Annotated in this window: 11 protein-coding genes; 6 read left to right on the forward strand and 5 right to left on the reverse strand. The window is 56.5% G+C overall.

Going from position 1 to position 12,409, the window contains the following annotated elements; genetic code table 11:
- The first annotated feature begins 194 nt into the window (after window positions 1–194).
- The 6 genes from G6L28_RS19530 to mmsB are packed head-to-tail and all read left to right on the forward strand — an operon-like array spanning window position 195 to window position 7,160.
- Window positions 195–1,322 carry an acyl-CoA dehydrogenase family protein gene (locus G6L28_RS19530; RefSeq protein WP_174065682.1) on the forward strand — a complete coding sequence of 376 codons (1,128 nt, stop codon included), beginning with the start codon at window positions 195–197 and terminating at the stop codon, window positions 1,320–1,322.
- 33 nt (window positions 1,323–1,355) lie between these two features.
- Window positions 1,356–2,588, forward strand: a complete 1,233-nt coding sequence (locus G6L28_RS19535; RefSeq protein ID WP_174065684.1) for a 3-methyl-2-oxobutanoate dehydrogenase (2-methylpropanoyl-transferring) subunit alpha — start codon at window positions 1,356–1,358, stop codon at window positions 2,586–2,588.
- Window position 2,589: 1 nt separating this feature from the next.
- Window positions 2,590–3,603, forward strand: coding sequence for an alpha-ketoacid dehydrogenase subunit beta (locus tag G6L28_RS19540; RefSeq protein WP_174065686.1), 1,014 nt, complete (start codon window positions 2,590–2,592; stop codon window positions 3,601–3,603).
- 3 nt (window positions 3,604–3,606) lie between these two features.
- Window positions 3,607–4,860, forward strand: a complete 1,254-nt coding sequence (locus G6L28_RS19545) for a dihydrolipoamide acetyltransferase family protein (protein ID WP_174065687.1) — start codon at window positions 3,607–3,609, stop codon at window positions 4,858–4,860.
- Between the two features lie 7 nt (window positions 4,861–4,867).
- On the forward strand, window positions 4,868–6,262 hold the full coding sequence (gene lpdA / locus G6L28_RS19550) for a dihydrolipoyl dehydrogenase (protein ID WP_174065690.1): 1,395 nt from the start codon (window positions 4,868–4,870) through the stop codon (window positions 6,260–6,262).
- Window positions 6,263–6,278: 16 nt separating this feature from the next.
- Window positions 6,279–7,160 carry a 3-hydroxyisobutyrate dehydrogenase gene (gene mmsB, locus G6L28_RS19555; protein WP_174065692.1) on the forward strand — a complete coding sequence of 294 codons (882 nt, stop codon included), beginning with the start codon at window positions 6,279–6,281 and terminating at the stop codon, window positions 7,158–7,160.
- Window positions 7,161–7,163: 3 nt separating this feature from the next.
- On the opposite strand, the gene G6L28_RS19560 is transcribed toward mmsB, so the two are convergent.
- The 5 genes from G6L28_RS19560 to G6L28_RS19580 all read right to left on the reverse strand — a co-directional run bounded on the left by G6L28_RS19560 (window position 7,164) and on the right by G6L28_RS19580 (window position 12,396).
- Window positions 7,164–8,204 carry a sn-glycerol-3-phosphate import ATP-binding protein UgpC gene (locus tag G6L28_RS19560; protein ID WP_174065694.1) on the reverse strand — a complete coding sequence of 347 codons (1,041 nt, stop codon included), beginning with the start codon at window positions 8,202–8,204 and terminating at the stop codon, window positions 7,164–7,166.
- Window positions 8,204–9,052 (reverse strand): sn-glycerol-3-phosphate ABC transporter permease UgpE, encoded by an 849-nt coding sequence (gene ugpE / locus G6L28_RS19565; protein ID WP_174065696.1) that lies wholly within the window; start codon window positions 9,050–9,052, stop codon window positions 8,204–8,206. The genes G6L28_RS19560 and ugpE overlap by 1 nt, the downstream gene beginning before the upstream one ends.
- Before the next feature lie 11 nt (window positions 9,053–9,063).
- Window positions 9,064–9,945, reverse strand: coding sequence for a sn-glycerol-3-phosphate ABC transporter permease UgpA (gene ugpA / locus G6L28_RS19570; RefSeq protein WP_174065842.1), 882 nt, complete (start codon window positions 9,943–9,945; stop codon window positions 9,064–9,066).
- A 65-nt stretch (window positions 9,946–10,010) separates the two neighbouring features.
- Complete coding sequence (gene ugpB, locus G6L28_RS19575; protein ID WP_174065698.1) at window positions 10,011–11,315, reverse strand: sn-glycerol-3-phosphate ABC transporter substrate-binding protein UgpB; 1,305 nt, start codon at window positions 11,313–11,315, stop codon at window positions 10,011–10,013.
- 193 nt (window positions 11,316–11,508) lie between these two features.
- A complete protein-coding gene (locus G6L28_RS19580; protein ID WP_174065700.1) occupies window positions 11,509–12,396 on the reverse strand; it encodes a glycosyltransferase family 8 protein in 888 nt (295 codons plus the stop codon).
- Window positions 12,397–12,409 lie beyond the last annotated feature (13 nt).

The following is a 12,409-nucleotide window of genomic DNA, read 5'->3' on the forward strand; positions in this document are numbered from 1 at the left end:
TCAATCATATTGCTTTTGAAATGGATTCGAGAGGGTGTTATCGTTCTAGTGTTGGTTGGCAGGGCTATTGTGCTTACAGCCACCGTTTTCGCCCTTGGAGGAGGGCGAAGCTAAGTCTGACTCTTTCCAGGGAGGTGGAAAGTGATCGCAGATCATATCGGCGACGATGCTTTTGCCTTCCTGAAGGAGGCGAAATGCTTTTGAGCGATGCCCATCAGCAAATCAGAGATGTTGCCCGCGCCTTCGCGCAGGAACGGCTTGCGCCTGGTGCTGCCGAACGCGACAGATCGAGCCTGTTTCCTAGAGCGGAACTGGCGGAAATGGGAGCGCTCGGCTTCCTGGGTATGCTGGTTCCCGAAGAATATGGCGGTTCTGATACCGGCGCTGTCGCCTACGCGCTTGCTCTGGAAGAGATCGCTGCCGGCGACGGCTCATGTTCTACGATCATGAGCGTGCACAGTTCTGTCGGTTGCGTGCCGATCCTCAAATTCGGCTCAAGCGAACAAAAAGAGCGGTTTTTGCCGAAGCTCGCCAGCGGTGAGTGGATCGGAGGTTTTGCATTGACCGAACCACAGGCCGGTTCCGATGCCTCCAATCTCAAGACACGAGCCCGACGCGACGGCGATTCCTATGTCATCAACGGTGCAAAGCAGTTCATCACTTCGGGTAAAAATGGTGATGCCATCATCGTCTTTGCCGTCACGGATGCGGAGGCGGGCAAGAAAGGGATAAGCGCATTCATCGTGCCGACCAGCACGCCCGGTTATGAAGTGGTTCGTGTCGAGGAAAAGCTCGGTCTCCATTCCTCTGACACCTGCCAGATCGCGTTCACCGACATGCGCGTCCCTTCCGATCTGCGATTGGGGGAGGAGGGGCAAGGCTATCGCATCGCGCTCGCCAATCTGGAAGGCGGCCGCATTGGTATTGCAGCGCAGGCAGTGGGCATGGCGCGGGCCGCCTTCGAGGCAGCGACTGCCTATGCAAAAGAACGAGTGGCATTTGGCAAGCCGATAGTGGAACATCAGGCGGTTGCCTTTCGTCTGGCAGACATGGCGACGCGGATCGAAGCGGCGCATCAACTGGTGCTTCATGCCGCCGCTTTGAAAGAGGCTGGCGAGCCCTGTCTTTCACAGGCCTCGATGGCCAAGCTTTTTGCATCGGAAATGGCCGAGAAGATCTGCTCCGATGCGATCCAGATTCATGGCGGTTATGGCTACATGGCCGACTATCCGGTCGAACGCATCTACCGCGATGTGCGCATCTGCCAGATTTACGAAGGAACGAGTGACGTGCAGCGCATGGTGATAGCGCGCAATCTATGAAGCATGCGTGGCGCTTTGGGAGGAGCGAAGCCTATGACGGATATTCAACGCCTGAGCCTGCATGTACCCGAACCTGCGGTGCGCCCCGGCGGTCAGCCTGATTTTTCCAATGTGAAGATACCTGCCGCCGGTTCAGTACCTCGGCCAGACGTCGATGCAGCGCCGGAAACCATGCGCGATCTGGCCTATTCCATCATCCGCGTGCTCAATCGTCACGGAGAGGCTGTTGGCCCATGGGCGGGAACGCTGTCGGATGACGATCTGCTGGTCGGCCTGCGCAACATGATGCGGTTGCGTGCTTTCGATGCGCGCATGGTGATGGCGCAGCGGCAAGGCAAGACATCGTTCTACATGCAGCATCTGGGTGAAGAGGCTGTCAGCTGCGCCTTCAGAAAGGCGCTGTCGAAAGGCGACATGAATTTTCCGACTTACCGTCAGGCGGGGCTTTTGATTGCCGATGATTATCCGCTCGTCACCATGATGAACCAGATTTTTTCCAACGAAGAAGATCCTCTGCATGGGCGACAGATGCCGGTGCTGCATTCCTCCAAGGATCATGGCTTCTTTACCGTCTCAGGCAATCTCGCCACGCAATACGTGCAGGCCGTGGGCTGGGCCATGGCATCGGCCATAAAAGGCGATACTAAAATTGCTGCAGCGTGGATCGGAGACGGCTCCACGGCGGAATCTGATTTCCACTCCGCGCTGGTTTTTGCCTCCACCTACAAAGCGCCCGTTGTTCTCAACATCGTCAACAATCAGTGGGCCATTTCCACTTTTCAGGGGATTGCACGCGGCGGCTCCGGCACCTTTGCCGCGCGAGGTCTCGGATTCGGCATTCCAGCGCTGCGGGTGGATGGAAACGACTACCTGGCCGTTCATGCCGTAGCGGGCTGGGCGGCGGAGCGGGCGCGGCGCAATCTCGGGCCTACGCTTATTGAATATGTGACATATCGCGCAGGCGCGCATTCCACCTCGGATGATCCGAGTGCCTACCGTCCCAAAACGGAGTCCGAGGCTTGGCCGCTTGGCGATCCGATCCTGCGGCTGAAGAACCATCTGATCCTGCGCAGCGTGTGGTCGGAAGAACGCCACGCACAGGCCGAAGCCGAAATCATGGATGAGGTGATCGAAGCCCAGCGTGAGGCCGAAAGCCACGGCACGCTACATGCGGGCGGAAAGCCTTCGGTCCGAGATATCTTCGAGGGCGTTTACGCAGAAATGCCACCGCATATTCGCCGCCAGCGCCAGAAGGCGGGGTATTGATATGACCAGAATGACGATGATCGAAGCCGTTCGTAGCGCCATGGATGTTTCCATGGGCAAAAACGAGGATGTGGTCGTATTCGGGGAGGATGTGGGGTACTTCGGCGGCGTGTTCCGTGCAACGCAGGGCTTGCAGGCCAAGTATGGCAAGACACGGTGTTTCGACGCGCCCATCAGCGAATCCGGCATCGTCGGAACAGCCATCGGCATGGCAGCCTATGGCCTGCGCCCCTGCATAGAAATTCAGTTTGCGGATTATATGTATCCCGCCTACGACCAGATCACGCAGGAAGCGGCCCGCATTCGCTATCGCTCGAATGGCGATTTCACCTGCCCCATCGTCATCCGCATGCCGACGGGTGGCGGCATCTTCGGCGGCCAGACGCACAGTCAGAGCCCGGAGGCGTTATTCACCCATGTCTGCGGGCTGAAGGTCGTCGTTCCCTCCAATCCTTACGATGCTAAGGGCCTTTTGATCTCAGCCATCGAGGACCCGGACCCCGTGATGTTTCTGGAGCCGAAGCGGCTTTATAACGGCCCCTTCGATGGTCATCACGATATGCCGGTCATTCCGTGGTCGAAGCATGATCTGGGCGAGGTGCCGGAGGACCACTACACAATCCCGCTCGGCAAGGCGCAAATCCGCCGGGCAGGAGCGCAAGTGACTGTCATCGCCTACGGTACCATGGTGCATGTGGCGCTGGCTGCTGCTGCTGAAACCGGCATCGATGCGGAGGTTATCGATCTGCGCAGTCTGCTGCCGCTCGATCTCGATACCATCGTACAATCCGTTACCAAGACCGGGCGCTGCCTGATGGTACATGAGGCCACGCTCACTTCCGGCTTCGGCGCAGAGGTTGTGTCTCTGGTGCAGGAGCATTGCTTTTATCATCTTGAGGCTCCCATCGTTCGCGTCGCAGGCTGGGATACGCCTTATCCGCATGCGCAGGAGTGGGATTACTTTCCCGGCCCTGCGCGCGTGGGGCGCGCACTGACCGAAGTGATGGAGGCGTAAACCATGGCTGAATTCACCCTAAAAATGCCGGATGTCGGGGAAGGTGTTGCCGAAGCCGAGCTTGTGGAATGGCATGTGAAACCGGGCGATCCCGTGCGCGAAGACATGGTTCTCGCAGCCGTCATGACGGACAAGGCGACGGTGGAAATTCCGTCGCCGGTAGCGGGCGTCGTAATATGGGTCGCAGCAAATGTTGGAGATACGGTTGCCGTGAAATCTCCTCTGGTGAAAATCGAAACGGATATCGACGCGATACAGGCGGCAGTATTGCCGGAACCCTCAAACTCCGCTGAGGAAAAGCCGCAACCTACGTCCGCGGTACCGAAAACGCAGCCAGCAAAGGCCGAAAGCCATTCAGCACCGTCCTACAATACGGAGCCGCCACAAAAGCCGCTCGCTTCTCCCGCCGTGAGGCGGCAGGCGCAGGATGCAGGTATAGATCTGCGGCAGGTCAAGCCAAGCGGACCAGCGGGCAGAATTACGCACGATGATCTGGACGCGTTCAAGCCATCAGACGCTCAAAAGATCGCCTATCACTCTTCACTTGCAAAGAACACGTCGATTGAGGAGGTCAAGATGACTGGCCTTCGACGCAAAATTGCGGAGAGGATGGCGCTTTCCGTGTCTCGCATTCCCCACATCACCTATGTCGAGGAAGTGGACGTGAGCGATCTGGAAGATTTGCGGGCGACGATGAATGCCGGGCGAAAGCCGGATCAGCCGAAGCTAACCCTCCTGCCGTTTCTGATGCGTGCGCTCGTCAGGACGATTGCCGAGCAGCCTGCGATGAATGCCACTTTTGATGATGAGGCGAGCGTCATAAAACGCTATGGGGCGGTCCATATCGGCATTGCCGTGCAGGCCGCGGCAGGGCTGATGGTACCGGTGGTGCGCCATGCGGAAGCGCGTGGCATATGGGATTGCGCGACGGAGCTTGGCCGCGTGTCCGATGCGGCAAGAAATGGCAGTGCGCAAAGGGAAGAGCTATCGGGTTCCACCATCACCATCAGTTCGCTGGGCGCTCTGGGCGGCGTCGCTTCCACGCCGGTCATCAACCATCCGGAAGTCGCGATTATTGGCGTCAACAAAATCGCCACTCGTCCGGTGTGGGATGGCAGCCAGTTCATTCCGCGCAAGATGATGAACCTGTCATCGAGTTTCGATCATCGCGTGGTCGACGGTTTCGATGCTGCGACATTTATCCAGCGCATCAGGACGCTGCTTGAAACGCCAGCACTGATTTTCATCGAAGGCTGAGGCACCCATGAAAGAGATCGCTTGCAAACTTCTCGTCATCGGCGCTGGACCAGGCGGCTATGTCTGCGCCATTCGTGCAGGCCAACTGGGCATCGATACGGTGGTTGTCGATCAAGGCAAGCCCGGTGGCACCTGTCTGAATGTCGGCTGTATTCCCTCCAAAGCACTTATCCACGCAGCGGATGAGTTTCACAAGGTTCGGCAGATGAGCGAGCGTCGCTCGCCGCTGGGAATATCTGTCCAGAGTCCTTCAATCGATCTCGGTTCCACCGTCGATTGGAAAGACGGAATCGTCAGCCGTCTGGCCGGCGGCGTGACTAGCCTATTGCAGAAGGCGCACGTGAAAATCGTGCCTGGAACGGCGCGGTTTCGCGATGGCAAGACGGTGGAGGTCGAGACCGAAACCGGATTGCAGGTGATCCGCGCCGAGAACATTGTGATCGCCACTGGCTCCCGGCCTGTTGAACTGCTCATACTTCCTTTCGGTGGAAATGTCATTTCATCGACCGAAGCGCTGGCATTGCGAAAGGTTCCTCAAACAGTCGCCATCGTCGGCGGGGGCTATATTGGCATAGAGCTTGGCACTGCATTTGCGAAGATGGGAGCAAAGGTTTCGATTATCGAAGCAACGGACAAAATTCTGCCTCAGTACGACAGGGAACTTGTAAAGCCGGTAATGAGACGACTGTCCGAACTCGGCGTGCGTGTTTTGACAGATGCGAAGGCAGAAGGTGTCGACGGAGCGGGCGCATTGGCCATCCGCCTGGTGGGCGGCGAGCTTGAGACCTTAGCGGTCGACAAAATTCTAATCACCGTTGGGCGTAGGCCGAATACGGACTCGGTCGGCCTGGAAGAGCTCGATCTTGATATGGCCGGTCAGTTCATACGCATCGATGAGCGGTGCCGCACCTCCATGCGCGGCGTGTACGCCATTGGTGATCTCACAGGAGAGCCGATGCTTGCACATCGTGCCATGGCGCAGGGAGAGATGGTGGCAGAGGTGATCGCCGGAAAGAAGCGGATATGGGACAGGCGCTGCATTCCCGCCATCTGTTTCACCGATCCCGAAATCGTCAGCGCCGGGCTGTCCGCTGATGAGGCGAGAGCGCAGGGTATCGAGACGAAGATCGGCCAGTTTCCCTTCAGCGCCAATGGACGGGCTATGACAGTTGAGGATGAAAGCGGTTTCGTGCGGGTCGTTGCGCGGGCGGATAACCATCTCGTTTTAGGCATTCAGGCGGTTGGCGCGGGTATTTCCGAACTAGCGGCAAGTTTTGCATTGGCTATCGAGATGGGTGCGCGTCTGGAAGACGTTGCGGGTACGATCCACGCACATCCAACTCGTAGCGAAGCGTTTCAGGAAGCGGCGTTCAAAGTTCTGGGCTACGCGATCCATATGTAGAAAGCGGAGGAAAGACATGGCGACGATTGGGTTTATGGGCCTCGGGCACATGGGCGGACCTATGGCGGCAAATTTGGTCAAGGCGGGACATGCGGTCCAAGGCTTTGATCTCGTCGCGGAACTGCGGGAACGAGCGGCGCAAACCGGCGTCGATGTGCGCGCGTCGATAGAGGATGCAATAGGCGAGGCATCCATCGTCATCACCATGCTTCCCGCAGGCCAGCACGTCGTGACTGTATGGGAACAGCTCGTTTCGCTAGTGTCAGCGAACACGCTGCTCATCGATTGCTCTACTATCGATATCGAAAGCGCACAGCGTGCACATGACATGGCGCTGGCAAAGGGTTGCCCTTCTCTTGATGCGCCCGTGTCCGGTGGAACATCGGGCGCGGAAGCTGCCACTCTCACCTTCATGGTCGGTGGAGATGCTCAGGCTTTCACTGTTGCTGAACCAATCCTGCAAGTCATGGGCAAAAAGGTCATCCATTGCGGTGCAGCGTCGATGGGGCAAGCGGCCAAAATCTGCAACAACATGATCCTCGGCATTTCGATGATCGCTGTCTCTGAGGCCTTCGTTCTGGCGGAAAAGCTCGGTCTGTCCCAGCAGGCGTTATTCGATGTCGCATCCGTCTCTTCCGGCCAATGCTGGTCACTCACAACCTATTGTCCAGTTGCTGGCCCAGTACCAGCCTCTCCGGCGAACAAGGATTATCAGCCCGGCTTCGCCACTGCTTTGATGCTGAAGGATTTGGTGCTGTCGCAAGCCGCTGCGGATTACAGCGGTGCCGATACGCCGCTCGGCAAGGAGGCCGCTAAACTCTATCAACAATTCAACGATACGGGTGCATCGGGGAAGGATTTCTCAGCAATCATCGAAATGCTGAGAAATCCAGCCTGAAACTCAAATCCGTTTTCCATGCTTGTCGAACAGGTGGAAGCGGGAAGGGTCGGCGGTGATCGACACGGTTTCCGTGATCTCGATAGCTGAGCGTCCGGGAACGCGGAAAACGATGGTTTCGCCATTCGACATTTCGCCGTGAACATAGCTTTCCGCGCCGACAAGTTCTACGGCTGCAACATTGACCGCAAGCTTGAAAGGGCTCTGGATCGCGCCATTGTGGATGACGATATCCTCGGGCCGAATACCGATGGTCGCCGCATGTGCGGGAATAGTGCCATTCGCTGGCGCAGTCCAAACGGAATCGTTGAGCGGCAGCAGGTTCATCGATGGTGAGCCGATGAAGGTCGCGACGAAGCTGGTCGCGGGCTTTTCATATAGCTCGATAGGCGTGCCGACCTGTTCGATGCGCCCGGCATTCAGTACCACCAGCCGGTCGGCGAGCGTCATCGCTTCCATTTGATCATGCGTTACATAAATGCTGGTCGTAGCGAGCGAGCGTTGCAGGCGGCGGATTTCCACCCGCATCTGGACGCGAAGTTTTGCATCGAGATTGGAGAGCGGTTCATCGAAGAGGAACGCGGCAGGTTTGCGCACGATAGCGCGACCCATGGCAACACGCTGACGCTGACCGCCAGAAAGCTGGCGCGGCTTGCGCTCCAGAAACTGCTCTATTTCCAGCGCCCGCGCGGCTTCCGTAATACGGCGGTCTATTTCTTCTTTCGGTGTATTTCGGTTCTTCAGGCCATAGGCCAGATTTTGGCGTACCGTCATATGCGGGTAAAGTGCATAGTTCTGAAACACCATGGCGATGTCGCGCTCGGCAGGCTCCAGATCGTTCACACGTTTGCCTGCGATGTTCACGTCGCCGGAGGTGATACTTTCGAGACCAGCCACCATGCGAAGCAGGGTGGATTTGCCGCAGCCCGAAGGGCCGACGAGCACGATCATCTCTCCGTCCTTGATATCCAGAGACACGCCCTTGATCGCCTCGACATTGCCGCCATAGACCTTGCGGACGTCCTTGAGTTCGATAGTTGCCATTACTTTTCAGTCTCCACCAAGCCTTTGACGAACCAGCGCTGCATCAGGACAACGACGATGACGGGAGGAATGATCGCCAGGATCGCTGTGACCATGACGTAATTCCAGGGTGTCGAGGCGTCGGTAAAATCCACCATGCGGCGCAGGCCGATAATGATCGTGTTCATGTCGGCGCGATCCGTCACCAGCAGCGGCCACAGATATTGCGTCCAGCCGTAGATGAAGAGGATCACGAAAAGCGCCGCGATATTCGTGGTCGATAGCGGCAGAAGGATATCCTTCATGAAGCGGAACGGCCCGGCATTGTCTATGCGCGCCGCCTCCACCATCTCGCCCGGTATCGTCAGGAAGAATTGCCGAAACAGGAAGGTCGCCGTGGCGGATGCCATCAGCGGCAGCGTCAGTCCCGCATAGGTGTTCAGCAGGCCGAGATCGACGATGACCTTATATGTCGGCAGAATGCGGACCTCCACCGGCAGCATCAGCGTGACGAAGATCATCCAGAAAAAGCCCATGCGGAATGGAAAGCGGAAGAACACGATGGCGAAGGCCGACAGAAAGGAGATGATGATCTTTCCAACCGCGATCAGCAATGCCACGACAAAGCTGTTGAACAGCAATCGTTCGAGACTGACACCGACCACGCGCTCTACGCCGCCGGAGATGGCCTCGCTGTAATTTTCGGTGAAATGACCGCCGGGCAACAGCGAAATCGGTGGACGCAGGATGGCGTTCGATGTCGCGGTCGATGCAATGAACGTGTAGTAGATCGGGAAGGCGACGATTATGATGCCGATAACCAGCATCAGATGTGCCATGAGGGTCGCCAACGGGCGATTCTGAATCATTTTTCGCCCCTTTAACCGTAATGAACACGCCGCTCAACGAAGCGGAACTGGAAAGCGGTCAAGGCGATGACGATGACCATGAGAACGACGGATTGCGCTGCCGAAGAGCCAAGGTTCAGATTGACGAAGCCGTCATTATAAACCTTATAGACCAGCGTCTCAGTCGCTTTGGCAGGACCGCCGCCCGTGACGGCGTGAATGATGCCGAAGGTGTCAAAGAAGGCATAGACGGTGTTGACGACGAGAAGGAAGAAAGTCGTCGGCGCAAGCAATGGAAAGATGATAGTCCAGAACCGGCGTGCACCGCGCGCGCCATCGATGGCGGCGGCTTCCAGCAGCGACTTCGGGATCGCCTGTAATCCGGCAACGAAGAACAGAAAGTTGTAGCTGATCTGTTTCCATGCTGCTGCCGCTACAACAAGCGTCATCGCCTGATTTCCGTCGAGCAGTGGATCCCAGGCGATACCGTTGCGGCGCAGAATGTAGGAAAGCGTACCCATTGCCGGGTTGAACATGAAGAGCCACAGCATGCCCGCCACCGCTGGCGCAACGGCATAGGGAATGATCATCATCGTGCGGTAGAAGCCCTTGCCACGGACTACCAGATCGGCGGCCGTGGCAAGAAGCAGCGCGACGGCCATGGAAAGCAGCGCTGTTGCTATGCTGAATACCACCGTCACTTGGAGGGAATGCAGATAGCTTGAGTCAGACAGGATCGCTGAGAAGTTGGCGAAACCGACAAATGTGCTTTGCAGCCCAAATGGGTCTTCGCGCATAGCGGACTGATAGAGAGCCTGACTGGCTGGCCAGAAAAAGAAAATCACCGTGAGGATGATTTGCGGCGCAACCAGAAAATAGGGGAGAATCTTGTTTGGAAAGACGACGCTTTGCACCGCGTACTCCTCAGACATTGCGACTGCCCGCGACTCTTCTCGAGGCGCGGGCAGCGAATACTGTGTTAATTGCCGATTGCGGTTTGAATGGCCGTGTTGCCGCGTTCCACGGCTTTATCGAGAGCGGCCTTGGCATCCTGCTTGCCAGCCAGCATAGCTTCGAACTCTTCATTCATGATGTCGCGAACCTGGGGCAGGTTCGGAAGGCGAACACCCTTGGAATTTTCCGTCGGGGCCTTGCCCATCATTTGTAGCAGCGGCGTCTCACGAGCCGGGTTCTTCTCGTAGAAACCGGACTTCTTGGTTTCCTCATAAGCAGCCAAAGTTACAGGCATATAGCCCGATACCTGATGCAGGCGTGCCTGAATTTTCGTCTGCGAAAGGAAATGGAAGAACTCGGCCGTTCCCTTGTACTCGTCATCCGACTTGCCGCCGAAGACCCAGAGGCTGGCGCCGCCCGGAATAGTATTCTGTGGCCGACCTTCACCTTCATAGTAAGGCAGCTGGCCGATACCATAATTCATGCCGCTCTTGACGATATCGCCAAGACCACCAGACGATTCCGTCAGAATTCCGCACTCGCCTGATGTGAACAACTGCTTCGCCTCGGAGGTCCGACCGCCGTAACGGAACGTGCCATCTTTTGCCAGATCAGCAATCGACTGGAAATGCTTGACGAAAGGCTCTGCATTAAAGGCAAGCTTCACATCCGTGCCGCCAAGACCGTTTTCGTGGCTGCCATAGGAAAGGTTGTTCCAGGCCGCGAAATTCTCCGTCTGGATCCAGGTCAGCCAGGTCGAGGTAAAGCCGCAGGACGAAGCGCCGCTGGACTTGATCTTCTTGGCGGCTTCGAACACTTCTGGCCATGTCTTTGGCGGGTTTTCCGCATCCAGACCGGCCTTCTTGAACGTGTCCTTGTTGTAATAAAGGATTGGAGACGAAGAATTATAAGGGAAGGACAGCATCGTGCCGTCAGGCTTGGAATAGTAAGCAACAATACCCGGAAGATAGTCCGCTTTGTTGAAGCTGAAGCCACCCTTTTCAAGCACGTCTGCCACAGGGACGATTGCGCCCTGCGCGCCCATCATCACGCCGCTGCCCGCATCGAATACCTGAATGATGGCAGGTGGCTGCTTTGCGCGAAAGGCGGCGATACCGGCGTTCAGCGTTTCGGGGTAGGTTCCTTTGAAAACCGGAACGACTTTGTAGTTTGACTGGCTTTCATTGAATTCCTTGGAAAGCTGTTCCACAACCTCGTTGTTCGCGCCAGTCATGGCATGCCACCATTGAATCTCGGTCGCGGCCATTGCACTCGAAGCAAAAAGCACGGCAGTCGTCGTGGCTATCGCAGAAGCGAGAACGGTTTTCATGGGTCTTCCTCCCTTTCCATGAACTATGTCAGCTGATCTCCCGGAATCGGCTCAGGCGATCCTCTAGATATCGGCACAGTTGTTCAAGCGAAATCTAACGCACGAACGAAATTGTTGTTTCGTAACGTTCTTTCGCACCATCAAGTGAATGCTGAGGGCTCACCGGTCTTCTGAAAAGCCAGTGCTTTCAAACTTACGCGTCGAAGCCAAGCCTTGCCTTGAATCTCTTCAGCAGGTTTTCGACGTAGACGTCCAGCTTCTTCCATTCCCGCCGGATACGACGCCGTGTGTTTGACACCAGCGGTTTATTCTTCCAGGGCGTATTCTGTCTCTGCGTCAGATAGAGGTCGCGGGCAGGGTGTTCGCAATGGGCGAGGTTCGGCTTGCGCCAAGTGTAGTGGAGAATACCTGCCTGAAGGAAGTATTCGCGCGGGAAATTGGTAGAGGTGCGCTCAGTAAAATTCCATTTCTTGCCGATATCGAGCCACTTATCTCCTAGCGTCATATTGAGCGCGTCCTGGTCGGGATATCCACCCGTATTGGCGTCGAGATAGGCAAGACATTTTTCGCCAATCCCATCAGCGCGCCAGCGGTCCAGATCTATGAGAAGTGTACCTGAATTGAGATAGCGCGCATCAGGTAGTCGCCCAAGACGGACATTTCTGCTCTGAATATGACTTGGGTAGTCCGCATCTTGAACAGCGCCAACTACACAATCGCCCATAGGAAGATCAAATAGCGGACGCAGGCTTTCCAACACCAGCATATCGCTATCCAGATAAAGCATACGGCCACTGTCTTCGATAAGGTCGGGAAGAAGCAGACGGCAATACATTGCTCGAGACCACGAGACGGTACGCATATATGAAGCCAGCTTCTGCTTCACCACGTCTTCGATGCGAACGAAGTGGACAGGCCGCCCCATTGCGCAGGCTCGAATATTATCGCGATCCTTTTCTCTGAGATCGTAGTCGCAAATGACGATTTTAGCATCGGGCACATCGCCTTTCATGACGACTGAATTGATCAATACGCCTGCCAGTTCAGCATAATGGCGGTCAGTCGCGCAGGCTATAATCATCGTGTGCTCTTAA

It is taken from the genome of Agrobacterium larrymoorei (assembly GCF_013322225.1).
GTDB lineage: Bacteria > Pseudomonadota > Alphaproteobacteria > Rhizobiales > Rhizobiaceae > Agrobacterium > Agrobacterium larrymoorei_A.